This window comes from Cronobacter sp. HA18006 (assembly GCF_011605445.1).
GTDB classification, from domain to species: Bacteria; Pseudomonadota; Gammaproteobacteria; order Enterobacterales; family Enterobacteriaceae; genus Cronobacter; species Cronobacter sakazakii.
On the sequence record NZ_JAANQB010000021.1, the window covers coordinates 263,243 to 287,762 of the forward strand.

Genomic DNA, 24,520 nt, shown 5'->3' on the forward strand with positions numbered 1-24,520 from the left:
TTTTTATAAAAGCCGGATAAAACAGAGGCTTATTATACCGCGAAACAGGGAGTAAGAATTTTCTTAACCAGGGCGGCTAATTTATCACCTTCATTCGGATATGTCATTAGCTCTTAACTTAAGTAAAGCAGCGCTAAACTCATAATCGCTGACAAATGAGAATTTATATCATATGATATTGTTTATCATTATCGATGCGAGAGGCGAAACGATGTTGTACAGGCGACTGGAAAGTGGTTGGGCCGTCATTTTGCCGGGTGCGGTGGTCGCGATGCTGGCCTGGAAGGAGCTGAGCTGGGAAGCGTGGCGGGTCATTATTGTACTGGCGCTGCTGGCGACCATCGGCATGCTGTATCATCCGCGTCTGCGGCACTATGTGTTGCTGCCATCCTGCATCGCTTTCGCCAGCGGATTAATGCTGATCGTGTCGCATTTGCATCTGGCGCTGAATTAAAGCAGTACGAAAAATCGTAGAGAAATAACAGGGAATCACGATGAGGAAAAACAGAGGAAATCAGAAGTGATAAAAGAAGTGGTGCGAGGGGGGGGACTTGAACCCCCACGTCCGAAGGACACTAACACCTGAAGCTAGCGCGTCTACCAATTCCGCCACCTTCGCACTGTCTCTTTTATCGTATCGCCATCGCATTGGTGCGAGGGGGGGGACTTGAACCCCCACGTCCGAAGGACACTAACACCTGAAGCTAGCGCGTCTACCAATTCCGCCACCTTCGCGCAGTGCGAGCGATACTTTCTTGCGTGGTCTTTGGTGCGAGGGGGGGGACTTGAACCCCCACGTCCGAAGGACACTAACACCTGAAGCTAGCGCGTCTACCAATTCCGCCACCTTCGCATACCAGCAATACCGGGAAGTATTGCAACCACGGAGGCGCATTCTAGATGTTTTCTGGACTTCGTCAACACTTAATTGCATGCCGCTTTTCCAAATGATGCAAAAAGCGGCATTCGACGCGTGAATACGCTTAACGCTTCGCGTTGCGACCCATTACCGCGCGATAGACCTTAAAGCGCCCGGTCTGCGCCAGCACTTCGTGGTTGCCGAAGGTTTCGTCCAGCACGTTGGGATACGGCAGAAACGCATTCGCCACAATACGCAGCTCGCCGCCGATATTCAGGTGGCGTACGGCGCTGCGAATCAGCGTTTGCGCGGCTTCAAAACTGGTCTCCATGCCGTCGTGGAACGGCGGGTTGGAGATAATCATATCGAAGCGGCCTTTGATTTCTGAAAAGACGTTGCTTGCAACCACTTCACCTTCAAAGCCGTTCGCGGCGAGCGTCGCGCGGCTCGCTTCCACCGCTGGCGCGCTCACGTCGCACAGGGTCAGACGCACTTTCGGCGAATGGCTCGCCAGCACCGCGGCCAGCACGCCCGCGCCGCAACCCACGTCCAGCACTTTGCCTTTGGTATGCGGCGAGAGGGTCGAGAGCAGCAGATCGCTGCCGACATCCAGCCCGTCGCGGCTGAAGACGCCCGGCAGGGTTTTGATGGTCAGATCGTCGACCTGGTATTCGCCCCACCAGCCGTCGGCATTGAATTCCGGCTGTTTTTCAAGGCGACCGTGATACAGCCCGCAGCGACGCGCGCTGTCGACTTTATTAAGCGGGCAGTACGCTTCCAGCATCGCCTCGGCGCTGCGCACGCCGCTGCGGTTTTCGCCGACCACGAAAACATCGGTGCCGACCGGCAGCAGCGACAGCAGGTTCATCAGCTGGAACTGGGCTTCCGGTTTGTTTTTCGGCCAGTAGTAAATCAGGGTATCGCTGTCCGCCACGATTTCGGCGTCGGCCACCAGACCATAGCGCGCGTTATCGCCCATCGGCTTGCTCAGCACCTGCCAGTGGTGGAACTGCTGCGTATGCGCGCGGCTTTGCGCGGTGTCAAAACGCGCCGGCAGGTCATCCTGCATATCGCCGGCAAACAGAACGCGGCTTTCGGTAAAATCATCACTGTGGCGCAGCAGAACTTCGCTTGCCGGGGAAAAACCAGACATGAAACACTCCTTCGGAAACTTGAGGAGCGATTATAGTGGTTTGTTGGCGCATGTTCGACGGATTTGCTATATTTGCGGCCCTTCGGCACTGATTCAGGCATTCCTATGACATCCCGACGAGACTGGCGATTACAGCAACTGGGCATTACCCAGTGGGTATTGCGTCGCCCCGCCGCGCTGCTGGGGGAAATCGCCATTGTGCTGCCTTCTCATATTCGCCTGGTCATGGTGGCCGCCGAGCCGCCGCCGCTCACGCAGCCCTTTATTAAAGATGTGCTGCGCGCGCTGGCGCTTGATGCCGACCAGGTGATGCAGTTAACCCCCGATCGCGTGGCGATGCTGCATGACGCCCACTGCAACAGCTGGTGTCTGGGCGTGGATGCGCCACCTGAGCTGCCCGGCGCCCGGCTGGTGACGCCGGGGCTGGAAACCTTACAGCGCAGCGGCCCGGCGCGCGCTGATCTCTGGCAACAAATTTGCGAGCACGAAGATGATTTCCTTACTGCAGAGCGCTGATCTGCCGGCGGCTTTCGCGATTGAACAGCGGGCCCATGCGTTTCCCTGGAGCGAAAAAACGTTCGCCAGCAACCAGGGCGAGCGCTATCTGAATCTGCGTCTGGATGTCGACGGCAACATGGCCGCCTTCGCGATTACCCAGGTCGTGCTGGATGAAGCCACGCTGTTTAATATCGCGGTCGACCCGGCGTTTCAGCGCCGCGGCCTGGGCTGTGCGCTGCTGGAACATCTTATCGAGGCGCTTGAGGCGCGCGGCGTGCTGACGCTGTGGCTCGAAGTGCGCGCCTCCAACCACGCGGCGCGCGCCCTCTATGAAAGCCTGGGCTTTAACGAGGCGACGATTCGCCGCAACTATTACCCGACGTCCGACGGGCGCGAAGACGCCATCATCATGGCGCTACCGTTGGGCTGATAATCAAGAAAGGTGACGTGATGAAGTGGGACTGGATTCTTTTTGACGCTGACGAAACGCTGTTTACTTTCGACGCCTTTGGCGGCCTGCAGCGCATGTTCCTGGACTACAGCGTGACGTTTACCGAGCAGGATTTTCACGAATACCAGGCCGTGAATAAACCGCTGTGGGTCGATTACCAGAACGGCGCTATCAGCGCGTTACAGTTGCAGCACCAGCGTTTTCAGGGCTGGGCCGACCGTCTGAGCGTGCCGGCAGGCGATCTGAACAGCGCCTTTTTAAACGCGATGGCGGAGATCTGCGCGCCGCTGCCGGGTGCCGCGTCGCTGCTGGCGTCGCTTAAGGGTAAAGTCAAACTGGGCATCATTACCAACGGCTTTACGGCGCTGCAGCAGATCCGTCTTGAGCGCACCGGTTTTCGCGACTATTTTGATTTACTGGTTATCTCCGAACAGGTCGGCGTGGCGAAACCCGCCCCGGAAATCTTCGACTATGCGCTGGAGAAAATGGGCAACCCCGATCGCTCCCGCGTGCTGATGGTGGGCGACACGGCGGAATCCGATATTCTGGGCGGCATCAACGCCGGGCTCGCGACCTGCTGGCTCAACCACCACGGACGCACGCTGCCGGAAGATATCGCCCCGACCTGGCAGGTCACCTCGTTAAGCGAACTGGAGCAGCTGCTGTGTAAACAATGATTGTCTGACCCTGGCAGATGGGTAAAATAGCCGCATTTTTCGCTCACTCGCCGCGTGGCGCCTGGCCGCGCGCTTACACAGAAGATTGATTATGACGTTGTCTCCTTATTTGCAAGAGGTGGCCAAGCGCCGCACTTTTGCCATTATCTCGCACCCGGACGCCGGTAAAACGACGATCACTGAAAAGGTGCTGCTGTTCGGACAGGCGATTCAGGTCGCCGGTACGGTAAAAGGGCGTGGCTCCAGCCAGCATGCGAAATCTGACTGGATGGAGATGGAAAAGCAGCGCGGGATCTCTATTACCACCTCCGTGATGCAGTTCCCTTATCATGATTGTCTCGTTAACCTGCTGGATACCCCCGGCCACGAAGACTTCTCGGAAGATACCTACCGCACGCTGACGGCGGTGGACTGCTGCCTGATGGTTATCGACGCCGCGAAAGGCGTTGAGGATCGCACCCGTAAGCTGATGGAAGTTACCCGTCTGCGCGACACGCCGATCCTGACCTTTATGAACAAACTCGACCGTGACATCCGCGATCCGATGGAACTGCTGGATGAAGTGGAAAACGAGCTGAAAATCGCCTGTGCGCCGATCACCTGGCCGATTGGCTGCGGCAAACTCTTTAAAGGCGTTTACCACCTTTATAATGACGAAACCTACCTGTACCAGACCGGTCAGGGCCATACCATTCAGGAAGTCCGCATCGTTAAAGGGCTGGACAACCCGGAACTGGATCAGGCCGTGGGCGATGAACTGGCCGCGCAGTTGCGCGACGAGCTGGAGCTGGTGAAAGGCGCTTCGCATGAGTTTGACCGCGAGCTGTTCCTGAGCGGTGAAATCACGCCGGTGTTCTTCGGGACTGCGCTTGGCAACTTCGGCGTTGACCATATGCTTGATGGGCTGGTGGAGTGGGCGCCTGCGCCGATGCCGCGCCAGACCGATGGCCGCGTGGTGGAAGCGAGCGAAGAGAAGTTCTCCGGTTTCGTGTTTAAAATTCAGGCCAACATGGACCCGAAACACCGCGATCGCGTGGCATTTATGCGCGTGGTGTCCGGTAAATATGAAAAAGGCATGAAGCTGCGCCAGGTGCGTACCGGTAAAGATGTGGTTATCTCCGACGCGCTGACCTTTATGGCGGGCGACCGTTCGCATGTCGAAGAGGCGTATCCGGGCGATATCATCGGCCTGCACAACCACGGCACCATTCAGATTGGCGATACCTTCACGCAGGGTGAAAGCATGAAGTTCACCGGTATCCCGAACTTCGCCCCGGAACTGTTCCGCCGTATCCGCCTGAAAGATCCGCTCAAGCAGAAACAGCTGCTGAAAGGGCTCGTTCAGCTGTCGGAAGAGGGCGCGGTGCAGGTGTTCCGTCCGCTCTCCAACAACGATCTGATCGTGGGTGCGGTGGGTGTGCTGCAGTTTGATGTCGTCATGTCGCGCCTTAAGAGCGAATACAGCGTTGAGGCGATTTACGAATCGGTCAACGTGGCGACAGCCCGCTGGGTGGAGTGTGACGACGCGAAGAAATTCGAAGAGTTCAAGCGTAAGAACGAGGTTCAGCTGGCGCTGGATGGCGGCGACAACCTGACGTATATCGCCCCGACCATGGTCAACCTTAACCTCACGCAGGAGCGTTACCCGGACGTCACCTTCCGTAAAACGCGCGAGCACTAATCCCCTTCAGGACGCGGCAAAGCCGCGTCCTGCCTCGTTTCCCCGCCTTTTTTCCGCCATGCGGAATGTTCTTAAATTCCTGCTTTCTCAGCTGTTTTGGCGATTTTTCCCGCCGTTGCCCAGGCGTTTTTGCGAAGCTGATCTATATTTAACAATGTGATGACAACGTCGTCGGGATGAAATGCCGCTAAGCGCTTCTCATCCGGTGATTCATCATCATAAACGTTATTATTGCCATATTAATAACTGAGTTCTCGCAACGCGACGGCTGTCTGACTGACCCTCTGACGATGCCTTGCCGGCGCGGCGCGAATAACTCATCAGCGGTGCTTATGCCTGCTGTTAGGAAAGCCGCTGACGTGGCGGCTTGCGGCTCAAATTCTGAGCAAACTACAGGAACGAATCGATGAACAAGACTAAGATTTCAAAAACTCTGCTGGCTGTTGTATTGGGTTCTGTCATGGCGTCCTCTTCTGCATTCGCAGAGAACTCCGCCGTTGAAAGCACCAAATCTACCGCGGATAGCGCAGGGCAAAAAATCGATAGCTCTATGAATAAAGTCGGTAACTTCATGGACGATAGCGCCATCACCGCTAAAGTTAAAGCGGCGCTGGTAGATGACGAACAGATTAAGAGCACCGACATCTCTGTTAAAACCGAGAAAAGCGTTGTAACGCTGAGCGGCTTTGTTGAAAGCCAGGCTCAGGCCGAGGAAGCGGTGAAAATCGCCAAAGGCGTTGAAGGCGTTACTTCTGTCAGCGACAAGCTGCACGTACGCGACGGTAAAGACAAGTCGGTGAAAGGTTATGCGGGTGACGCGGCCACCACCAGCGAAATCAAAGCGAAACTGCTGGCGGATGACATCGTTCCTTCGCGTAATGTGAAAGTCGAAACCACCGACGGTGTGGTGCAGCTTTCCGGTCACGTCGAGTCTGAAAAACAGTCTCAGCGTGCTGAAAGCATCGCAAAAGCAGTTGATGGCGTGAAAAGCGTCAAAAACGATCTAAAAGTGAAGTCGTAACAGGCAAGCCCCTCTCCCGGTTTGCGCCGGGAGGGAAGGTAAGCACTATCAGCTGGATGACACCGCCAGTGGACGCTGCGTTCATTAAGAAGCGGTATAAAGATTAACTATGGTAAAGGAGAGTCTTATGTTTCGTTGGGGCATTATCTTTCTGGTTATCGCGTTGATTGCGGCCGCTCTGGGCTTTGGTGGCCTGGCAGGTACCGCAGCAGGCGCAGCGAAAATCGTATTTGTTGTAGGTATTATTCTGTTCCTGGTTAGCCTTTTTATGGGCCGTCGACGCCCATAGTGTGATAAAAAGATAACTGACAGACGGCAAAGCCAGTCCCTGTGACTGGCTTTGCTGGTTTATGGCACCGAAAAACGTTCGCGCGGCGCGCGACGGATAACAACAGGAAAGCAGGGTGGGACAACGTATTCCCGTAACGCCGGGCAGCATAGCGCCGCTGGCGGTGAAACCGTTTCGTCCCGGTAAGCTGGCTATCGTCTGTGAAGGTGGCGGTCAGCGCGGGATCTTTACTGCCGGCGTGCTGGACGAATTCATGCGCGCGCAATTCAACCCGTTCGACTTCTTTCTCGGCACCTCTGCCGGAGCGCAAAACCTCTCAGCCTACGTCTGTAACCAGCCCGGTTACGCCCGGCGCGTCATTACCCGCTTTACCACCTCTCGCGATTTCTTTGACCCGGTGCGCTTTGTGCGCGGCGGTAATCTTATCGATCTCGACTGGCTGACCGAGGCCACGTCTGCGCGTATGCCGCTCAATATGGGCAACGCGATGCGGCTGTTTGACGACGGCAAAGCGTTTTATATGTGCGCCTGCCGCCGTGATGACTATTCGCCTGGCTATTTCGCGCCGCAGGAGCACAACTGGCTGGAGATTGTTCGCGCCTCTAGTGCTATTCCGGGTTTTTACCGGCCCGGCGTCGATATCGACGGCGTAAACTATTTTGACGGCGGCGTGAGCGATGCGATCCCGGTGCGCGAGGCGGCGCGCCTCGGTGCCACGACGCTTGTCGTTATCCGCACCGTACCGTCGCAGATGTACTACACGCCGCAGTGGTTTAAGCGTATGGAGCGCTGGTTGACCGACAGCAGCCTGCAGCCGCTGCTCAATCTGGTGCAGCACCACGAAAAAACCTACCGCGAGATTCAGGAATTTATCGAAAACCCGCCTGGCAAACTGCGCGTTTTTGAAATCTCGCCCCCCCGCGCGCTGACCAGCATGGCGCTCGGCAGCCGTCTTCCGGCGCTGATGGAAGATTACAAACTGGGGCGTCTGTGCGGGCGCTATTTCCTGGCCACCGTCGGCAAACTGCTGGTGAACAAACCGCCGCTGCGCCGTTACGGTACGCGCCCTGTGCTGCCGGTGGCTGAACCGGCCGCGGTTGCCGCGGCGGCTGAGGTGCTGGCACCTGTCGTACCGGAAACCACCATCGTGGTGCCGCCGGCGACCGTCGCTAACGACGCGCTGGACGCGCCGCTGGTCAAAACCGAGCAGGCGAACGACGCGACGTTCAGCGATGAGGATCTGGCATGACGCGGCGCTTCATCGACACCCACTGCCATTTTGATTTCCCGCCGTTTACCGGCACCGAGGCTGAAAGCCTGGCGCAGGCGGCGTCGGCAGGCGTTGAGCACATCATTGTGCCTGCGGTGGAAGCCGCGCGCTTCGCGACGGTACTGGAGCTTGCCGCACGTTTCCCGGCGCTGTGGGCGGCCATCGGTTTGCATCCGATTGTCATCGGCAACCATAACGACGCGAGCCTCGCGCTGCTGGAGCATCATCTGCAACAGCAGGTGGACAAACTGGTGGCGATAGGCGAGATCGGGCTTGATCTCTATATGGAAAACCCGCTGTTTGAGCGCCAGGAAGCGATACTCGACGCCCAGTTGCGGCTTGCGAAACGCTATGATTTGCCGGTGATTCTGCACTCGCGCCGCACGCACGATAAGCTCGCGATGCATCTTAAGCGCCACGCGCTGCCCTGTACCGGCGTGGTGCACGGCTTCGCGGGCAGCCTGCAACAGGCGCAGCGCTTCGTGGATCTCGGCTACCGCATCGGCGTCGGCGGCACGATTACCTACCCGCGCGCGCAAAAGACGCGCGACGTCATCGCGAAGCTGCCGCTGTCTGCGCTGCTTCTGGAAACCGACGCGCCCGATATGCCGCTGAACGGCTGGCAGGGGCAGCCGAACCGCCCGGAGCGGGTTACCGGCGTGTTTGACGTTCTCTGCGAACTGCGCCCCGAGCCGCCGGACGTTATCGCTCATACCCTCTTTGAAAACACCCGCGCGCTGTTTCCGCGCCTCAAAATGTGACCCACTGTCCACGCTTGTTTAAAAAAGCGTAAAGCGTCTGGATTTCAACAGATTCCCTGTCGTTAAATCGCGCCGCCTGCCTGCGCGGGACAACATAATTCACTCATATCTCAGGGATACTGTATGCAAATATTGATGGGCCTGGTGGGAATGCTGGCGCTGCTTCTCATCGCGGTCGCACTCTCCAGTAACAGAAAGGCGATTAATCTTCGCACCGTCGTGGGTGCATGGCTGATTCAGGTTGCTATCGGCGCGCTGGTGCTCTATGTGCCCGCCGGGCGCAAAGTGCTGCTGGCGATGTCTGAAGGCGTGGCGAATGTCATCGCTTACGGCAATGACGGCATCTCGTTCCTTTTTGGCGGGCTGGTGTCCGACAAAATGTTTGAGGTGTTCGGCGGCGGCGGGTTTATCTTCGCGCTGCGCGTTCTGCCGGTTATCGTCTTTTTCTCCTCGCTTATCGCGGTGCTCTATTATCTCGGCATCATGCAGCTGGTGATCCGCCTGCTGGGCGGCGCGCTGCGCAAAGTGCTGAAAACCTCCCGTACTGAATCGCTCTCGGCGACCGCCAATATTTTTGTCGGCCAGACCGAAGCGCCGCTCGTGGTGCGCCCGTATATCGCCACGATGACCCGCTCTGAACTCTTTGCCGTGATGTGCGGCGGCCTGGCGTCGGTGGCAGGCTCAGTACTGGCGGGCTATGCCCAGATGGGCGTACCGCTGGAATACCTGATTGCCGCATCCTTTATGGCAGCCCCTGGCGGCCTGCTGTTCGCCAAAATCATTATTCCGGAGACGGAAACCCCGCACGACGCGCCGCAGCTTGATACCACGCAGCGCGATCCCGACAGTCCGTCGAACGTGCTGGACGCCGCCGCCTCCGGTGCGTCCGCCGGGATGCAGCTGGCGCTTAACGTCGGCGCGATGCTGCTGGCGTTTGTGGCGCTTATCGCCCTGCTGAACGGCATGCTCTCGGGCATCGGCGGCTGGTTTAATCACCCGGAGCTGTCGTTGCAGCTGATCCTCGGCTGGCTGTTCTCGCCGGTGGCGTGGCTGATTGGCGTGCCGTGGGATGAGGCGATGGTCGCGGGCTCGTTTATCGGCCAGAAGCTCATCATTAACGAATTCGTGGCATATATGAATTTCGGCGAATACCTGAAAGAGGACGCGCTAGTCGCGGCGGCGGGCTTGCAGGTGCTCTCTGATCACACCAAGGCGATTATCTCTTTCGCGCTGTGCGGATTTGCTAACCTTTCTTCTATCGCCATCCTGATTGGCGGGCTGGGCAGCATGGCACCCAACCGCCGCCACGAAGTCGCGCAGCTCGGGCTTAAGGCCGTAGCGGCCGGTACGCTCTCTAACCTGATGAGCGCGACGATTGCCGGACTGTTTCTCGCGCTGTAGCAGGATGTGAGAATGTTATTATTTTCACATTGTCGGTGATATTCAGGCTGGCGTCGCGCCAGCCTTTTTTCTTTCCGGCGCACGTTTCTGACTGTCATAATGTTGTGTTAATCACATATAATGGCGCAAAGTATGCAATGATGACTTTGCAATTTGTGAAACAAGGCACAAAAACATCCTGCCTGTCGGTGTTAGAATTTTAACATTGATGGCAATGATGTGCGGTGAGACGGATCTCAGCGTGACGGCGGAAAACGCCGCTCTTCTTCACGGAACCACGACCGCTCCAACGTGTTGAGTTTCTCACCCGAGATGCATTTTTTTGTTGGAGAAAGTTATGATCGATTTAACCAAAAGCAGCCTGCGTGCGCTGCAACTGATGGACCTCACCACCCTGAATGACGACGACACCAATGAAAAAGTGATCGCCTTATGTCATCAGGCCAAAACCCCGGTGGGTAACACCGCCGCAGTCTGTATCTACCCGCGCTTTATCCCGATCGCCCGTAAGACGCTGAACGAGCAGGGGACGCCGGATATCCGTATCGCCACCGTCACCAACTTCCCGCACGGCAACGACGATATCGATATCGCGCTGGCGGAAACCCGTGCGGCGATCGCCTACGGCGCAGACGAAGTGGACGTGGTTTTCCCGTATCGCGCGCTGATGGCGGGCAACGAGCAGGTGGGCTTTGATCTGGTGAAAGCCTGTAAAGACGCCTGCGCGGCGGCGAATGTACTGCTGAAAGTGATTATCGAAACCGGCGAGCTGAAAGAAGAAGCCCTGATCCGCAAGGCGTCTGAAATCTCCATTAAAGCGGGTGCCGATTTCATCAAAACCTCAACCGGTAAAGTGCCGGTGAACGCGACGCCGGAAAGCGCCCGCATCATGCTGGAAGTGATCCGCGATATGGGCGTGGCGAAAACCGTAGGCTTTAAACCGGCTGGCGGCGTGCGCACGGCGGAAGATGCGGCCAAATATCTGGCGGTTGCCGATGAGCTGCTGGGTGCCGACTGGGCCGATGCCCGTCACTACCGCTTTGGCGCGTCCAGCCTGCTGGCGAGCCTGCTTCAGGCGCTCGGCCACGGCGACGGCAAAAGCGCCAGCAGCTACTAAGCCACGTTGTGCCTGATGGCGCTTCGCCCATCAGGCCGACTGAATCACCGGGCGGGAGCTTCGCGTGACCCGCCATCGTTCTTCCTTATTCACGGGGGGTACCGTGTTCCTCGCTCAAGAAATTATTCGTAAAAAGCGCGACGGCCATGCGCTCAGCGACGAAGAGATCCGCTTTTTTATTAACGGCATTCGCGATAACACTGTGTCCGAAGGCCAGATCGCCGCGCTGGCGATGACGATTTTCTTTCACGACATGACCATGCCGGAGCGAGTCTCGCTGACGATGGCGATGCGTGATTCCGGCACCGTGCTGGACTGGAAAAGCCTGAACCTCAATGGCCCGGTCGTGGATAAACACTCTACCGGCGGCGTGGGCGACGTGACCTCGCTGATGCTGGGCCCGATGGTCGCGGCCTGCGGCGGTTACATTCCGATGATTTCCGGGCGCGGGCTGGGCCATACCGGCGGCACCCTCGATAAACTGGAAGCGATTCCGGGGTTTGATATTTTCCCGGACGACAATCGCTTTCGCGACATTATTAAAAACGTGGGCGTGGCGATTATTGGCCAGACCAACTCGCTGGCGCCGGCGGATAAACGCTTCTACGCCACGCGCGATATCACCGCGACTGTCGATTCTATTCCGCTGATCACCGCTTCGATCCTCGCGAAAAAACTCGCCGAAGGGCTGGACGCGCTGGTGATGGACGTGAAAGTGGGCAGCGGTGCGTTCATGCCGACTTATGCGCTCTCTGAAGAGCTGGCGCAGGCGATCGTTGGCGTGGCGAACGGCGCGGGCGTGCGCACGACCGCGCTGCTGACCGATATGAACGAAGTGCTGGCCTCCAGCGCCGGTAACGCGGTGGAAGTGCGTGAAGCGGTGCGGTTCCTGACCGGCGATTACCGCAACCCGCGTCTGCTGGAAGTGACGATGGCGCTGTGCGTCGAGATGCTGATCTCCGGGGGGCTTGCGAAAGACGAGACAGAAGCGCGCGCGAAGCTGCAACAGGTGCTGGACAACGGCCAGGCGGCGGAGATTTTCGGACGTATGGTGGCGGCGCAAAGCGGCCCGGCGGATTTTGTCGACAACTACGAGCGCTACCTGCCCGCGGCCACGCTCAGCAAAGCGGTCTACGCCGACCGTTCCGGCTTTGTCACGCAAATGGATACCCGCGCGCTCGGTATGGCGGTCGTCGCCATGGGCGGCGGTCGCCGTCAGGCGTCCGACAGCATTGATTACAGCGTCGGCCTGACCGATATGGCGCGCCTCGGCGAACAGGTTGACGGCGAGCGTCCGCTGGCCATCATCCACGCGAAGAGCGAAGCAAGCTGGCAGGAAGCGGCGGCGGCCGTTAAAGCGGCCATCAACGTTGACGAGACGGCGGCGAAAACGTCACCGGTTGTCTATCGCAGAATCAGCGAATAAGTGGCATACTGATCTGATCACTTTTTTACAGCGCAATAGGTACGGAGAAAATATGAAACGTGCATTTATTATGGTGCTGGACTCCTTTGGTATTGGCGCGACAGAAGACGCGGAACGCTTTGGCGACGCGGGTTCTGACACCCTTGGCCACATTGCCGAGGCCTGCGCCAAAGGTGAAGCAGACATCGGCCGTAAAGGCCCGCTGCATCTGCCGAATCTGACGAAGCTGGGCCTTGCAAAAGCGCATGAAGGCGCGACGGGCTTTATTCCTGCCGGCATGGACGGCAACGCGGAAATCACCGGCGCGTACGCCTGGGCGCATGAACTTTCCTCCGGTAAAGATACGCCGTCAGGCCACTGGGAAATCGCCGGTGTGCCTGTGCTGTTCGACTGGGGTTATTTCACCGACGAGAAAAACAGCTTCCCGCAGGAACTGCTCGATAAGCTGGTGGAACGCGCCAACCTGCCGGGCTATCTCGGCAACTGCCACTCCTCCGGGACGGTGATTCTGGACGAACTGGGCGAAGAGCATATGAAAACCGGCAAGCCGATTTTTTACACCTCCGCCGACTCCGTATTCCAGATTGCCTGCCATGAAGAGACGTTCGGCCTGGACCGCCTCTATGAGCTGTGCGAAATCGCGCGTGAAGAGCTGACCGAAGGCGGCTACAACATCGGCCGCGTTATCGCGCGTCCGTTTGTCGGCGACAAAGCGGGCAACTTCCAGCGTACCGGCAACCGTCACGACCTGGCCGTTGAGCCGCCGTCGCCGGTCGTGCTGAAAAAGCTGGTGGACGAGAAGGGCGGCCACGTGGTGTCTGTCGGTAAAATCGCGGATATCTACGCCAACATGGGCATCACCAAAAAAGTGAAAGCCACCGGGCTGGATGCGCTGTTTGATGCCACCATCAAAGAGATGAAAGAAGCAGGCGACAACACCATCGTCTTCACCAACTTCGTGGACTTTGACTCCTCCTGGGGCCATCGCCGCGATGTCGCGGGCTACGCGGCCGGGCTTGAGCTGTTTGACCGCCGTCTGCCGGAGCTGCTGGAGCTGGTCGGCGAAGATGACATTATCATCTTTACCGCTGACCACGGCTGTGACCCGACCTGGAAAGGCACCGATCACACCCGTGAGCACATTCCGGTGCTGGTCTACGGCCCGAAAGTGAAACCGGGCTCGCTTGGCCACCGCGATACCTTTGCTGATATCGGCCAGACCGTCGCCAAATACTTTGGCCTGTCTGACATGGAATACGGCAAGGCGTTATTTTAACTGACGATAGTCAGTTGCAGGCCGGGTGTGCCGCCGCCGCCCGGCAACATAAAAAACTAAAAAGGAAACAGAGATGGCAACCCCACATATTAACGCTGAGATGGGCGATTTCGCGGACGTTGTGCTGATGCCGGGCGACCCGCTGCGTGCGAAACACATTGCAGAAACCTTCCTGGAAGACGTGCGCGAAGTGAACAACGTGCGCGGCATGCTGGGTTTCACCGGGACTTACAAAGGCCGTAAGATTTCCGTTATGGGCCACGGCATGGGTATCCCGTCCTGCTCTATTTACACCAAAGAGCTGATCACCGATTTCGGCGTGAAGAAAATTATCCGCGTGGGCTCCTGCGGCGCGGTGCGTGCAGACGTTAAGCTGCGCGATGTGGTTATCGGCATGGGCGCGTGCACCGATTCCAAAGTGAACCGTCTGCGTTTTAAAGATCACGATTTCGCGGCAATCGCGGATTTCGACATGGTGCGTAACGCGGTAGATGCGGCGAAAGCGTTGGGCGTGGAAGCGCGCGTGGGTAACATTTTCTCCGCAGACCTGTTCTATACGCCGGATCCGTCGATGTTCGACGTGATGGAAAAATACGGCATCCTGGGCGTGGAAATGGAAGCGGCAGGCATCTACGGTGTGGCGGCAGAATTCGGTGCGAAAGCGCTGACCATCTGCACCGTGTCCGACCATATCCGTACCCACGAGCAGACCACCGCGGCAGAGCGTCAGACCACGTTTAACGACATGATCAAGATTGCGCTGGAATCCGTGCTGCTGGGCGATAAAGAATAAGTTTTCGCGTGTTTAAAGTGAAAGAAAAGGGCGCTGCAGCGCCCTTTTTTATTGGGCGGGAAAAGGCAAAGGAAACGGCGGGTGCGCTTCGCTTACCCGCCCTACGCACGGAAAGGCTATGTTTTGTAGGGTGGGTAAGCGCAGCGCACCCACCATCGGTTCAGGGTTTTGTGATTTCGTAGGGTGGGTAAGCGAAGCGCACCCACCATCGGCGCAGGGTTTAGTTGTTTCGTAGGGTGGGTAAGCAAAGCGCACCCACCAGTGGTTTTTAACGCACAATGGTTAACGCACCGCCTGCGCCATCCACGCGCCCACTTCGCGCAATTCCGCGGCCTGGGCGGGAAACTCACTCACTAACGCCTCGCAGGCCTCCTGCAACGCGCCGGCCTGATACACGCAGCCTTGCAACCGGCTCGCCAGCGCCTCCAGCGGCGCGGGGTTCAGGCTGTCGGTAAAAAGCTGTGTGCGGGTGATATGCCCCTTTTCCACGTCGAAATGCAGCTCCACGCCGCCCCAGACAAAACGCTCGTCCAGTTGATGCGTAAAGGCGGGCGCCTGGCCGAAATTCCACTCCCAGCTGCTCTGACGCGCGAACGTTTCGGCAAAGCCGGGCAGATCCGGGAACGCGTCCGGGGAAATCACCTCGGCGGCCACCCGTTCGCCGTAATACGCGAAAAACGCCTCCGTCACGGCCTCGCAGATCTGCGCATGCGTCACGCCGGGTTTGAGATCGTGAATATTGGCGACGCGCCCGCGCACAGAGGTGATCCCTTTCGCCTGGAGCTTTTTCTTATCCGGGTTCAGGTAATTCGCCAGCCGGCTTAAATCGGCGTTCAGCAAGAGCGTGCCGTGGTGAAAACCGCGATCCATCGTCTCGCGGTAGGCGGAGCCGGAAATTTTGCGCGGCCCGTCGGCGGTTTCCACTACCAGATCGTTGCGCCCGGAGGCCGACGCCGGAATACCAAGCTGCGCCAGCGCGTTAATCACAATCGCGGTCGAGACGCTTTTGTCATACTCCGGTTTGCCCGCCATAAAGGTAAAACAGGTATTGCCGAGATCGTGGAACACCGCACCGCCGCCGCTACTGCGCCGCGCCAGACGCACATTATCCTCCTCCATCCGGCGCGTATTGCACTCTTTCCACGGGTTCTGCGCCCGGCCAATTACGACGGTATCGGCGTTGCGCCAGAGGAACAGCACGCGCTGGGTGGCAGGCATCTGGCGGAAGATGCACTCTTCCACCGCCAGGTTAAACCAGGGATCGTAAGAATCGGAAATAAGCAGGCGTAAAGAGGACACAGGCGTTTTCCCTAAGGCATTGAAGAACGCCCATTATATCACGCGGCGTCAGGCGCGTTTGTCGTCTGCGGGCGTTTCAGGCTCGCTCTCTTCTTCCGGCACCGATCTGCTGGCGGTGAGCAGGAACGGCGACTGTTGCCAGCGCGTGCGTTTGCCCTGAAGCAGCGTGCGGGTCAGCACGATGCCGATAGCGAGCGCCAGCAGCATCATCAGACGCAGAATATTGGTGGTGTTATCCACCTGGCGCGCTTCGGTCGGCAGGCTGTGGGTGTCGAGCGTGAGCCGCAGGTAGCCCACCGGGCCGCTCTTATCCTGCACCGGCTGAACGATCTGCTGGTTGAAGTAACTGCCCGCTTTTTTGCCGTCGAGCGCCAGCCGGTCGCGCACGTTGACGCTCTCGCCCGCGCGGGCGATCAGTTCGCCCTGCTGGTCATAGACGCTGGCATCCAGAATGCGGCTCTCGTCGGTCAGTTGGTTCAGCATGGCCGCGACGCGTTTTTCATCCGGGTTTTCGCCCTTAATCAGCGGCGCGAGGCTGTAGCTGACCTGGCGGGCCAGCGTGCGGGCGAGCTCTTCCATCTGGATATTGCGCGACTGCTGATGGCTCTGGCTAAACCAGGACGCGCCCTGCATCAGCGCCACCAGCAGCGCCAGACAGATAAGTACAATCACTGCGCGATGCAGCCGAAATTTGAGTTTTGCCCGGGCCATAAAGTACCTGCTTAAATTTTGAAGCTTAATGTTGCCAGAAGCGCCGCAGACAAGGTAGCCTCATGCGTTGTTTTGTCCCGCCCCGATATTATTTACAGGAGCCTGAATGCCGAACAGTCTTACCTGGTGCGACCTGCCAAACGAGGTCTCCCTCTGGCCTGGATTGCCCCTTTCTTTAAGCGGTGATGAAGTGATGCCGCTGGATTACCACGCTGGCCGCAGCGGCTGGCTCCTGTACGGACGGGGTTTAAATAAGCAAAGCCTGACCCAATATCAGCACAAGCTCGGCGCGGCGATGGTTATCGTTAACGCGTGGTGCGTGGAAGATTATCAGGTGATCCGCCTTGCGGGTTCGCTGACGCCGCGCGCGACGCGCCTGGCGCATGATTCCGGTTTAGATGTCGCGCCGCTTGGCAAAATTCCGCACCTGAAAACGCCTGGCCTGCTGGTAATGGATATGGATTCCACCGCGATTCAGATTGAATGCATTGATGAAATCGCAAAGCTTGCCGGTACGGGCGATGAAGTGGCGGACGTCACCGAGCGCGCCATGCGCGGCGAACTGGATTTCGCGGCCAGCCTGAAAGCGCGCGTCGGCACGCTGAAGGGGGCGAGCGCGGAGATCCTGCATCAGGTGCGCGACGCGCTCCCGTTAATGCCAGGCCTCACCTCGCTGGTACTGAAGCTGCATGCGCTGGGCTGGAAAGTGGCGATCGCCTCCGGCGGTTTTACGTTCTTCGCGCACTATTTGCAGGACAAACTGCATCTGGACGATGTGGTCGCCAATGAACTGGCGGTGGAAAACGGCGTCTTTACCGGTGAAGTGACCGGCCAGATCGTCGACGCCCAGTTTAAGGCGCAGACCCTGCAACGCCTTGCTGAAAAATATGAGATCCCGACGGGCCAGACCGTCGCGATTGGTGATGGCGCCAACGACCTGCCGATGATCCAGACGGCGGGGCTGGGTATCGCCTATCACGCCAAACCGAAAGTGAATGAAAAGACGGAGATCACTATCCGTCACGCTGACCTGATGGGGGTTTTCTGTATCCTTTCGGGCAGCCTTAACCAGAAATAAAGAGGTAAAAGGTGGCGAAAGCTCCAAAACGCGCATTTGTCTGTAACGAGTGTGGTGCGGATTATCCGCGCTGGCAGGGGCAGTGCAGCGCCTGTCATGCCTGGAATACCATCACGGAAGTGCGCCTCGCCGCCTCGCCGCAAGCGGCGCGCAATGAACGTCTCTCCGGCTACGCGGGCAGCGCAGGCGTGTCGAAAGTGCAAAAGCTTTCCGACATCAGCCTGGAAGCGCTGCCGCGCTTCTCCACCGGTTTTAAAGAGTTTGACCGGGTGCTTGGCGGCGGCGTCGTGCCGGGCAGCGCCATTCTGATTGGTGGCAACCCCGGCGCCGGGAAATCCACGCTGTTGCTGCAAACGCTCTGCAAGCTCGCCGAGCAGATGAAAACGCTCTACGTCACCGGCGAAGAGTCGCTGCAACAGGTGGCGATGCGCGCGCATCGTCTCGGCCTGCCCACCACCAATCTCAACATGCTTTCGGAAACCAGCATTGAGCAGATCTGCCTGATTGCGGAAGAAGAGCAGCCGAAACTGATGGTGATCGACTCCATTCAGGTGATGCACATGGCTGACGTGCAGTCGTCGCCGGGCAGCGTCGCGCAGGTGCGTGAAACCGCCGCTTACCTGACGCGCTTTGCGAAAACCCGCGGCGTGGCGATTGTCATGGTCGGCCATGTGACCAAAGACGGTTCGCTGGCGGGCCCGAAAGTGCTGGAGCACTGCATCGACTGTTCCGTCCTGCTGGACGGCGACGCCGATTCCCGTTTTCGCACGCTGCGTAGCCATAAAAACCGTTTCGGCGCGGTCAATGAGCTCGGCGTTTTCGCCATGACGGAACAGGGGCTGCGTGAAGTCAGCAACCCGTCGGCCATCTTCTTAAGCCGTGGCGATGAAGTCACCTCTGGCAGCTCGGTGATGGTGGTCTGGGAAGGAACGCGCCCGCTGCTGGTGGAGATTCAGGCGCTGGTGGACCATTCGATGATGGCGAACCCGCGGCGCGTGGCGGTGGGCCTTGAGCAGAACCGTCTCGCAATCCTCCTCGCCGTGCTGCACCGTCACGGCGGCCTGCAAATGGCGGATCAGGATGTCTTCGTCAACGTCGTTGGCGGGGTAAAAGTGACTGAGACGAGTGCCGACCTGGCGCTGCTGCTGGCGATGGTGTCAAGCCTGCGCGACCGGCCGCTGCCGCAGGATCTGGTGGTCTTTGGCGAAGTGGGCCTCGCGGGTGAAATTCGCCCGGTGCCGAGCGGCCAGGAGCGTATTTCCGAGGCGGCGAAGCACGGTTTTCGCCGCGCGATTGTTCCTGCCGCTAACGTGCCGAAAAAGGTACCGGAAGGCATGCAAATTTTCGGCGTGAAAAAGCTGGCGGATGCGCTGGCCGTTTTTGACGACCTATAATCAGTAAATCCCTGTTTTCTGGCGGGTAGCGCACGGCTGACCCGCCCTTTATCTGTCCGGCACGCTCATTCAGCAGGAGGCTCTTGTGTCATCATTCGACTATCTCAAAACCGCGATCCGTCAGAAAGGCTGCACGTTGCAGCAGGTGGCGGATGCCAGCGGCATGACCAAGGGTTATTTAAGCCAGCTTCTCAACGCCAAAATCAAAAGCCCGAGCGCGCAAAAGCTTGAAGCGCTGCACCGTTTTCTGGGGCTGGAGTTTCCGCGCCGCCAGAAGCGCGTCGGCGTCGTCTTTGGCAAATTTTATCCGCTGCATACCGGCCATATCTATCTGATCCAGCGCGCCTGTAGCCAGGTCGATGAGCTGCATATCATCATGGGCTATGACGAAAAGCGCGACCGCACGCTGTTTGAAGAAAGTGCGATGTCGCAGCAGCCGACCATCAGCGACCGTCTGCGCTGGCTGTTACAGACGTTTAAATACCAGAAAAACATCCGCATTCACGCCTTTAATGAAGAGGGCATGGAGCCGTATCCGCACGGCTGGGACGTCTGGAGCGAAGGCATTAAAGCATTTATGGAGGAGAAGGGGATCGAGCCGGATTCCATCTATACCTCCGAGGAGGCCGACGCGCCGCAGTACCGCGAACATCTCGGCATCGAGACCGTGATTATCGATCCGAAACGCACCTTTATGAATATCAGCGGCGCGCAGATCCGCGCTAATCCGTTCCGCTACTGGGAGTACATCCCTACCGAAGTGAAGCCGTTCTTTGTACGCACGGTGGCGATTTTGGGCGGCGAGTCGAGCGGGAAATCAATGCTGGTGAATAAGCTCGCCAATATTTTCAACACAACCAGCGCCTGGGAATATGGCCGCGATTATGTGTTTTCGCATCTCGGCGGCGACGAGATGGCGCTGCAATATTCCGATTACGACAAAATCGCGCTCGGTCACGCGCAATATATTGATTTCGCGGTGAAATACGCTAATAAAGTGGCGTTTATCGACACCGATTTCGTGACCACGCAGGCGTTTTGCAAAAAGTACGAAGGACGTGAGCACCCGTTTGTGCAGGCGCTGGTGGATGAATACCGTTTCGACCTCGTTATCCTGCTGGAAAACAATACGCCGTGGGTGGCGGACGGGTTGCGAAGCCTCGGCAGCTCGGTGGATCGCAAAGAGTTTCAGTCGCTGCTGGTGTCGATGCTTGAAGAGAACAACATCGAGTATGTGCATGTCGAGGAGCCGGATTACGACTCCCGTTTTCTGCGCTGCGTGGAGTTAGTGAAGCAGCTGATGGGCGAGCAGGCGTAGCGGGCGGTTGTTGTTGGGTGGGGAAGGCGTTACTGGTGGGTGCGCTGCGCTTACCCACCCTACAAAGATGCTCACGTTTCCCGTAGGGCGGGTAAACGGAGTGCACCCGCCGAGAGAGTTGACGTTCAAAGGTGGGGGCGCTGCGCTTACCCACCCTACGTTTTCTGTAAGCAACGAGCCATGTAGGGCGGGTAAACGGAGTGCACCCGCCGTGGCCCACCGACATTAAAACTCTACCACTACCTTGCCGCGCATATGGCCTTCCAGCACCTTCTCGTGCGCCTTGCTGATGCTCTCAACGCTCAGGCCGTGGAACGTTTCGCTCAACGCGCTCTCCACTTCGCCCGCATCCACAAGCTTCGCCACTTCATTGAGGATCTCGCCCTGACGTGCCATATCGGCGGTCTGATACATGCTGCGGGTATACATAAACTCCCAGTGCAGCGCGGCGGATTTCGATTTCAGCGCATCCTGATCCAGCGGGTGCTCATTCTCCACGATGCTGCAAATATGCCCCTGCGGCGCGATAAGCTGGCTCACCGCTGCCCAGTGGCCGTCGGTGTCATTCAGGATGAAAATATAATCGACAAATTTAATCCCGTGTTTCGCCAGCTCGCCCGGCAGGTCATGATAATTCACCACCAGATCCGCGCCGCGATCGCGGCACCACTGCGCGGAATCTTCACGCGAGGCGGTGGCGATAATTTTGACCTTGCTGTGCAGACGCGCGAACGGAATGGCAAGCGAGCCCACGCCGCCTGCGCCGCCGATAATCAGCAGGGTTTTGTCTTCACCGGCGTCCTGAATCGCCAGACGCTCGAATAAGCCTTCCCACGCGGTCAGCGCCGTCAGCGGGATGGCCGCCGACGCCGCCCAAGAGAGCGTGCGCGGCTTATGCCCCACAATGCGGGAATCGATCAACTGATGGCTGGCGTTGCTGCCAGCGCGGGTAATATCGCCAGCGTAATAGACTTCATCGCCCGGTTTAAAGCCGCTGACTTTGCTGCCCACTGCCGTCACCACGCCGCTGGCGTCCCAGCCCAGCACGCGCGGCTCCTGCAATCCATTCTTTTTGAGGCTGGCGTGTACTTTGGTATCCACCGGGTTGATGGACACAGCTTTGACCTCTACCAGCAGGTCGTACTCGCCGGGCTGCGGCATCGGCTGGGTAATTTCAATAAAGCTTTCCGGGGCGTTCGGATTCACAGCAATCGCTTTAACAGACATATCAGGTTCCTTTCGTGTATTCAGAGGAGGATGTGTTGACTGTAGTCTATGCAGCCTGAAAGAGGGTGATAAGATGGACAATCCAGAACGGCGTGTTCGTGAGAGATGAACAATCATGTTTAAGCAACTGCAGGATATGGCGCTTTTCGCGCTGGTGGCGGAGACAGGCAGCTTCACGGCGGCTGCGCAAAAAGCGGGGCTGCCGAAGTCCAGCGTCAGCCAGCGCATTAGCCAGCTTGAGGCGCATGTCGGGTTGCGGCTGCTTAATCGCACCACGCGCAAGCTCAGTCTGACCTTTGCGGGTGAGCACTATCTGGTGCATTGCCGTGAAATGCTGGATGCCAGCGAACGCGCCGATCTTGCCATCCAGCGCCTGCGCGATAACCCCAGCGGTCGGCTGCGCATCACCAGCCCTGCCGGGATCGGCGCGACGCTGCTGGCGCGCATGAACGCCGAGTTTCTCGCGAAATACCCGGAGATCACGCTGGAGGTGTTTATCTCCGACGACGTGCGGGATCTGGTGATGGAAGGGTTTGACGTGGCGCTGCGTACCGGCAAACCGCAGGATTCCTCGCTGATTGGCCGCAAGATAGGCCATTGCCCGCGCTATCTGCTCGCTTCGCCAGCGTACCTGGCGCGTCACCCTGCGCTGACGCACCCGTCACAGCTGGTGGATCACCGCGTGATTGTTCATCGCGCCTGGTCGGAGTGGCTGCTCCAGCGCGACCGCGAGCTTTACCGCTGCCATCTGAATCAGATGCACCAGACCGATAATCTTCTTTATGCCCGTGAAAGCGCGCTGGCAGGTGCCGGGATCACGCTGCTGCCTGCCTTTCTGCTTGATGATTCGCTCGCACAAGGCGCGCTGGTCAATGTCCTGCCGGAGTGGACCGTCACCGGGAACGATCTGTATCTGGTGTATCCGGGCCGCAAGCTCAACGCACCGGCGCTGGTCAGCTATATCAACTTTGCACTGGAGTACGAAGGTGTGACGCAGTTTTACGATAATTTATCGGCTTTCGTCTCAAAATGACTATCTTTTATAAATTTGCAGATAAAAACGGATAAATAAAAAGTATGAAATCTTAATATCTCCAAAAAAAGAAACCCAGAATAAGTTATTTATGGAGATGATGGTTTGTGATATTTTACGCGCCTGAATTATTGTAACACCCTTCTGTAGTCGTAATGATAATTACGGCTAATAAAACACGAATTTTGATTGTTTATAATGATAATCACGCGAGCGGTTACGCGCGTGTTGCCGTTATTTTTCTGGCAACGGATGTGTATTTTACAACAAGCTGTTATGGGAATGTCCCATAGCGGTAGCCTGTTCACAATAATATAACCAGGAACTATTTATGAAAAGGCATGGGCTGGATGTCCAGCGCGCCACTGTACTGGCGTTATTTTTAAGGGAAATAAAAACGCGTTTCGGCAAGTTTCGACTGGGCTACTGCTGGGCGCTGCTTGAGCCGCTACTTCATCTTGCCATCCTGCTGTTTGTTCTGGATTTTGTGATGGAGCGAACGCTGCCGGATATCTCATTTCCTGTCTTTTTATTAAGCGGCATTATTCCGTATTTTATTTTTAGCCATATTACGAGTCGTTCTATTAATGCCATCGAGGCGAATCAGGGGCTTTTTAATTACCGTCCGGTAAAGCCTATTGACACAATAATTGCGAGAACGTTACTGGAGGCCGGAATTTATATTGCCGTTTATCTGGTGCTGCTCGCGCTGCTGGCCATGACAGGCGAGGCGTTTACCTGCTCTCATTTGTTAGTTTTGTTTGGCGTCTGGGGGTGTCTGGTGGTGTTTTCCTTCGGTGTCGGGCTGATTTTTATGGTGACCAGTAGTGCGTTTCCGGAGTCGGAAAAGTTTCTGCCCCTGCTGACCCGCCCACTTTATTTCATCTCCTGCGTGATGTATTCGCTCAATACTATTCCTCAGGAATATCAAAGCTGGGTCGCGTGGAACCCGCTGGTGCATGTGGTGGAACTAACCCGCGAATCGCTGGCGGCAAGTTATGAAAGCGACGGAGCCAGCCTGACGTATCTCGCAGTCAGCACCCTGGTGGTGCTCTTCACAGGCCTCGTGCTTTATCGTCATCAGGAAGAGGCGATGCTGACGTCATGATTGCTATCGAAAATCTCACCAAATCGTACCGCACGCCCGCAGGGCGGCATTATGTCTTTAAGGATCTCTCTCTGACGCTGCCGTCCGGCAAGAGCGTGGCGCTGATAGGGCGTAACGGGGCGGGGAAATCGACGCTGCTGCGTATGATTGGCGGGACGGATAACCCGGACAGCGGGCGAATCGTCTCCAGCGCCACGATCTCCTGGCCGGTCGGGCTGGCAGGGGGTTTTCAGGGCAGTCTGACCGGGCGTGAAAATGTGAAATTTGTGGCGCGGCTTTACGCGCCTAAAGAAGAAGTCCGCCAAAAAGTCGCGTTCGTTGAGGAATTCGCCGAGCTTGGAAAGTATTTTGACATGCCGGTGAAGGCCTATTCCTCTGGCATGAAAGCGCGTCTCGGGTTTGGGCTGAGCATGGCGTTCAAATTTGACTACTACCTGGTGGACGAAGTCACCGCCGTTGGCGACGCAAGTTTTCGTAAAAAATGCGAAACGCTGTTTGAAGCTCGCCATCAAGAGTCGTGCTTTTTAATGGTGTCGCACAATCTCCACTCACTCAAACAGTATTGCGATGCGGCGTTGTTTATAGGTAGAAACGGCCAGGTCATTTTTTTCGATGATGTAGACCAGGCAATAGATGTGTATGTGAAAGAAGAAAATCTTTGACTGGTTATTAAGCAGGG

At 57.5% G+C, this 24,520-nt stretch carries 24 protein-coding genes and 3 tRNA genes; 20 read left to right on the forward strand and 7 right to left on the reverse strand.

Features of this window, described 5'->3' with window-relative positions:
- Positions 1-172 precede the first annotated feature (172 nt).
- Positions 173-454 (forward strand): DUF1435 domain-containing protein, encoded by a 282-nt coding sequence (locus tag G9X48_RS13430; protein ID WP_007847031.1) that lies wholly within the window; start codon positions 173-175, stop codon positions 452-454.
- Between the two features lie 79 nt (positions 455-533).
- Here the strand turns inward: G9X48_RS13430 and G9X48_RS13435 are convergent.
- From G9X48_RS13435 to rsmC, 4 genes are all read right to left on the reverse strand, one after another.
- Positions 534-619 (reverse strand) — tRNA-Leu (locus tag G9X48_RS13435).
- A 30-nt stretch (positions 620-649) separates the two neighbouring features.
- Positions 650-735 (reverse strand) — tRNA-Leu (locus G9X48_RS13440).
- Positions 736-767: 32 nt separating this feature from the next.
- Positions 768-853, reverse strand: a tRNA-Leu gene (locus G9X48_RS13445).
- A gap of 130 nt (positions 854-983) precedes the next feature.
- Positions 984-2,012, reverse strand: coding sequence for a 16S rRNA (guanine(1207)-N(2))-methyltransferase RsmC (gene rsmC / locus G9X48_RS13450; protein ID WP_007866053.1), 1,029 nt, complete (start codon positions 2,010-2,012; stop codon positions 984-986).
- Between the two features lie 105 nt (positions 2,013-2,117).
- Here rsmC and G9X48_RS13455 point away from each other — a divergent pair, with 105 nt between their 5' ends.
- The 13 genes from G9X48_RS13455 to deoD all read left to right on the forward strand — a co-directional run bounded on the left by G9X48_RS13455 (position 2,118) and on the right by deoD (position 14,673).
- A complete protein-coding gene (locus G9X48_RS13455; protein ID WP_007866050.1) occupies positions 2,118-2,528 on the forward strand; it encodes a DNA polymerase III subunit psi in 411 nt (136 codons plus the stop codon).
- The gene (gene rimI, locus G9X48_RS13460; RefSeq protein ID WP_097641252.1) at positions 2,503-2,940 is read left to right on the forward strand and encodes a ribosomal protein S18-alanine N-acetyltransferase; all 438 of its coding nucleotides are present in this window, start codon (positions 2,503-2,505) and stop codon (positions 2,938-2,940) included. The genes G9X48_RS13455 and rimI overlap by 26 nt, the downstream gene beginning before the upstream one ends.
- Positions 2,941-2,960: 20 nt before the next feature.
- On the forward strand, positions 2,961-3,638 hold the full coding sequence (yjjG, locus tag G9X48_RS13465) for a pyrimidine 5'-nucleotidase (protein WP_007866037.1): 678 nt from the start codon (positions 2,961-2,963) through the stop codon (positions 3,636-3,638).
- Positions 3,639-3,729: 91 nt separating this feature from the next.
- Entirely contained in the window at positions 3,730-5,319 is a 1,590-nt protein-coding gene (prfC, locus tag G9X48_RS13470; RefSeq protein ID WP_004386477.1) for a peptide chain release factor 3, read from the forward strand.
- A gap of 406 nt (positions 5,320-5,725) precedes the next feature.
- The gene (osmY, locus tag G9X48_RS13475) at positions 5,726-6,340 is read left to right on the forward strand and encodes a molecular chaperone OsmY (RefSeq protein ID WP_004386476.1); all 615 of its coding nucleotides are present in this window, start codon (positions 5,726-5,728) and stop codon (positions 6,338-6,340) included.
- A 127-nt stretch (positions 6,341-6,467) separates the two neighbouring features.
- Positions 6,468-6,629, forward strand: a complete 162-nt coding sequence (locus G9X48_RS13480) for a DUF1328 family protein (RefSeq protein WP_002437547.1) — start codon at positions 6,468-6,470, stop codon at positions 6,627-6,629.
- A 115-nt stretch (positions 6,630-6,744) separates the two neighbouring features.
- The gene (locus G9X48_RS13485; protein WP_063264388.1) at positions 6,745-7,878 is read left to right on the forward strand and encodes a patatin family protein; all 1,134 of its coding nucleotides are present in this window, start codon (positions 6,745-6,747) and stop codon (positions 7,876-7,878) included.
- Complete coding sequence (locus G9X48_RS13490) at positions 7,875-8,660, forward strand: TatD family hydrolase (RefSeq protein WP_097641253.1); 786 nt, start codon at positions 7,875-7,877, stop codon at positions 8,658-8,660. The genes G9X48_RS13485 and G9X48_RS13490 overlap by 4 nt, the downstream gene beginning before the upstream one ends.
- A 123-nt stretch (positions 8,661-8,783) precedes the next feature.
- A complete protein-coding gene (locus G9X48_RS13495; protein ID WP_007847044.1) occupies positions 8,784-10,061 on the forward strand; it encodes a NupC/NupG family nucleoside CNT transporter in 1,278 nt (425 codons plus the stop codon).
- A 337-nt stretch (positions 10,062-10,398) separates the two neighbouring features.
- A complete protein-coding gene (gene deoC / locus G9X48_RS13500) occupies positions 10,399-11,178 on the forward strand; it encodes a deoxyribose-phosphate aldolase (RefSeq protein WP_097641254.1) in 780 nt (259 codons plus the stop codon).
- Between the two features lie 103 nt (positions 11,179-11,281).
- A complete protein-coding gene (gene deoA / locus G9X48_RS13505) occupies positions 11,282-12,604 on the forward strand; it encodes a thymidine phosphorylase (RefSeq protein ID WP_032988931.1) in 1,323 nt (440 codons plus the stop codon).
- A 52-nt stretch (positions 12,605-12,656) separates the two neighbouring features.
- A complete protein-coding gene (gene deoB / locus G9X48_RS13510) occupies positions 12,657-13,880 on the forward strand; it encodes a phosphopentomutase (protein ID WP_007847056.1) in 1,224 nt (407 codons plus the stop codon).
- A 73-nt stretch (positions 13,881-13,953) separates the two neighbouring features.
- On the forward strand, positions 13,954-14,673 hold the full coding sequence (gene deoD / locus G9X48_RS13515) for a purine-nucleoside phosphorylase (protein WP_004386471.1): 720 nt from the start codon (positions 13,954-13,956) through the stop codon (positions 14,671-14,673).
- A 282-nt stretch (positions 14,674-14,955) separates the two neighbouring features.
- On the opposite strand, the gene lplA is transcribed toward deoD, so the two are convergent.
- Entirely contained in the window at positions 14,956-15,972 is a 1,017-nt protein-coding gene (gene lplA / locus G9X48_RS13520; protein ID WP_097641255.1) for a lipoate--protein ligase LplA, read from the reverse strand.
- Positions 15,973-16,020: 48 nt separating this feature from the next.
- A complete protein-coding gene (locus G9X48_RS13525; RefSeq protein ID WP_004385879.1) occupies positions 16,021-16,683 on the reverse strand; it encodes a YtjB family periplasmic protein in 663 nt (220 codons plus the stop codon).
- Positions 16,684-16,789: 106 nt separating this feature from the next.
- Here G9X48_RS13525 and serB point away from each other — a divergent pair, with 106 nt between their 5' ends.
- From serB to nadR, 3 genes are all read left to right on the forward strand, one after another.
- Positions 16,790-17,761, forward strand: coding sequence for a phosphoserine phosphatase (gene serB, locus G9X48_RS13530; protein ID WP_004385878.1), 972 nt, complete (start codon positions 16,790-16,792; stop codon positions 17,759-17,761).
- Positions 17,762-17,772: 11 nt separating this feature from the next.
- Entirely contained in the window at positions 17,773-19,155 is a 1,383-nt protein-coding gene (radA, locus tag G9X48_RS13535) for a DNA repair protein RadA (protein WP_004385877.1), read from the forward strand.
- Positions 19,156-19,240: 85 nt separating this feature from the next.
- Positions 19,241-20,473, forward strand: coding sequence for a multifunctional transcriptional regulator/nicotinamide-nucleotide adenylyltransferase/ribosylnicotinamide kinase NadR (gene nadR, locus G9X48_RS13540; protein ID WP_004385876.1), 1,233 nt, complete (start codon positions 19,241-19,243; stop codon positions 20,471-20,473).
- A 225-nt stretch (positions 20,474-20,698) separates the two neighbouring features.
- Here nadR and G9X48_RS13545 read toward each other — a convergent pair whose 3' ends face one another.
- Positions 20,699-21,700, reverse strand: a complete 1,002-nt coding sequence (locus G9X48_RS13545; protein WP_097641257.1) for a zinc-binding alcohol dehydrogenase family protein — start codon at positions 21,698-21,700, stop codon at positions 20,699-20,701.
- A gap of 115 nt (positions 21,701-21,815) precedes the next feature.
- Here G9X48_RS13545 and G9X48_RS13550 point away from each other — a divergent pair, with 115 nt between their 5' ends.
- From G9X48_RS13550 to G9X48_RS13560, 3 genes are all read left to right on the forward strand, one after another.
- Positions 21,816-22,733 carry a LysR family transcriptional regulator gene (locus G9X48_RS13550; protein ID WP_014729647.1) on the forward strand — a complete coding sequence of 306 codons (918 nt, stop codon included), beginning with the start codon at positions 21,816-21,818 and terminating at the stop codon, positions 22,731-22,733.
- A gap of 331 nt (positions 22,734-23,064) precedes the next feature.
- Positions 23,065-23,841 (forward strand): ABC transporter permease, encoded by a 777-nt coding sequence (locus tag G9X48_RS13555; protein ID WP_097641258.1) that lies wholly within the window; start codon positions 23,065-23,067, stop codon positions 23,839-23,841.
- Entirely contained in the window at positions 23,838-24,503 is a 666-nt protein-coding gene (locus G9X48_RS13560) for an ABC transporter ATP-binding protein (RefSeq protein WP_007866002.1), read from the forward strand. Before G9X48_RS13555 ends, G9X48_RS13560 begins: the two co-directional genes overlap by 4 nt.
- Positions 24,504-24,520 lie beyond the last annotated feature (17 nt).

What these genes read in the sequence shown, in the direction of transcription:
- G9X48_RS13430 (WP_007847031.1), top strand. Translation starts at nt 173, where the DNA reads ATGATATTGTTTATCATTATCGATGCGAGAGGCGAAACGATGTTGTAC.
- rsmC (WP_007866053.1), bottom strand. Translation starts at nt 2,012, where the DNA reads ATGTCTGGTTTTTCCCCGGCAAGCGAAGTTCTGCTGCGCCACAGTGAT.
- G9X48_RS13455 (WP_007866050.1), top strand. Translation starts at nt 2,118, where the DNA reads ATGACATCCCGACGAGACTGGCGATTACAGCAACTGGGCATTACCCAG.
- rimI (WP_097641252.1), top strand. Translation starts at nt 2,503, where the DNA reads ATGATTTCCTTACTGCAGAGCGCTGATCTGCCGGCGGCTTTCGCGATT.
- yjjG (WP_007866037.1), top strand. Translation starts at nt 2,961, where the DNA reads ATGAAGTGGGACTGGATTCTTTTTGACGCTGACGAAACGCTGTTTACT.
- prfC (WP_004386477.1), top strand. Translation starts at nt 3,730, where the DNA reads ATGACGTTGTCTCCTTATTTGCAAGAGGTGGCCAAGCGCCGCACTTTT.
- osmY (WP_004386476.1), top strand. Translation starts at nt 5,726, where the DNA reads ATGAACAAGACTAAGATTTCAAAAACTCTGCTGGCTGTTGTATTGGGT.
- G9X48_RS13480 (WP_002437547.1), top strand. Translation starts at nt 6,468, where the DNA reads ATGTTTCGTTGGGGCATTATCTTTCTGGTTATCGCGTTGATTGCGGCC.
- G9X48_RS13490 (WP_097641253.1), top strand. Translation starts at nt 7,875, where the DNA reads ATGACGCGGCGCTTCATCGACACCCACTGCCATTTTGATTTCCCGCCG.
- G9X48_RS13495 (WP_007847044.1), top strand. Translation starts at nt 8,784, where the DNA reads ATGCAAATATTGATGGGCCTGGTGGGAATGCTGGCGCTGCTTCTCATC.
- deoC (WP_097641254.1), top strand. Translation starts at nt 10,399, where the DNA reads ATGATCGATTTAACCAAAAGCAGCCTGCGTGCGCTGCAACTGATGGAC.
- deoB (WP_007847056.1), top strand. Translation starts at nt 12,657, where the DNA reads ATGAAACGTGCATTTATTATGGTGCTGGACTCCTTTGGTATTGGCGCG.
- deoD (WP_004386471.1), top strand. Translation starts at nt 13,954, where the DNA reads ATGGCAACCCCACATATTAACGCTGAGATGGGCGATTTCGCGGACGTT.
- G9X48_RS13525 (WP_004385879.1), bottom strand. Translation starts at nt 16,683, where the DNA reads ATGGCCCGGGCAAAACTCAAATTTCGGCTGCATCGCGCAGTGATTGTA.
- serB (WP_004385878.1), top strand. Translation starts at nt 16,790, where the DNA reads ATGCCGAACAGTCTTACCTGGTGCGACCTGCCAAACGAGGTCTCCCTC.
- G9X48_RS13545 (WP_097641257.1), bottom strand. Translation starts at nt 21,700, where the DNA reads ATGTCTGTTAAAGCGATTGCTGTGAATCCGAACGCCCCGGAAAGCTTT.
- G9X48_RS13550 (WP_014729647.1), top strand. Translation starts at nt 21,816, where the DNA reads ATGTTTAAGCAACTGCAGGATATGGCGCTTTTCGCGCTGGTGGCGGAG.
- G9X48_RS13555 (WP_097641258.1), top strand. Translation starts at nt 23,065, where the DNA reads ATGAAAAGGCATGGGCTGGATGTCCAGCGCGCCACTGTACTGGCGTTA.
- G9X48_RS13560 (WP_007866002.1), top strand. Translation starts at nt 23,838, where the DNA reads ATGATTGCTATCGAAAATCTCACCAAATCGTACCGCACGCCCGCAGGG.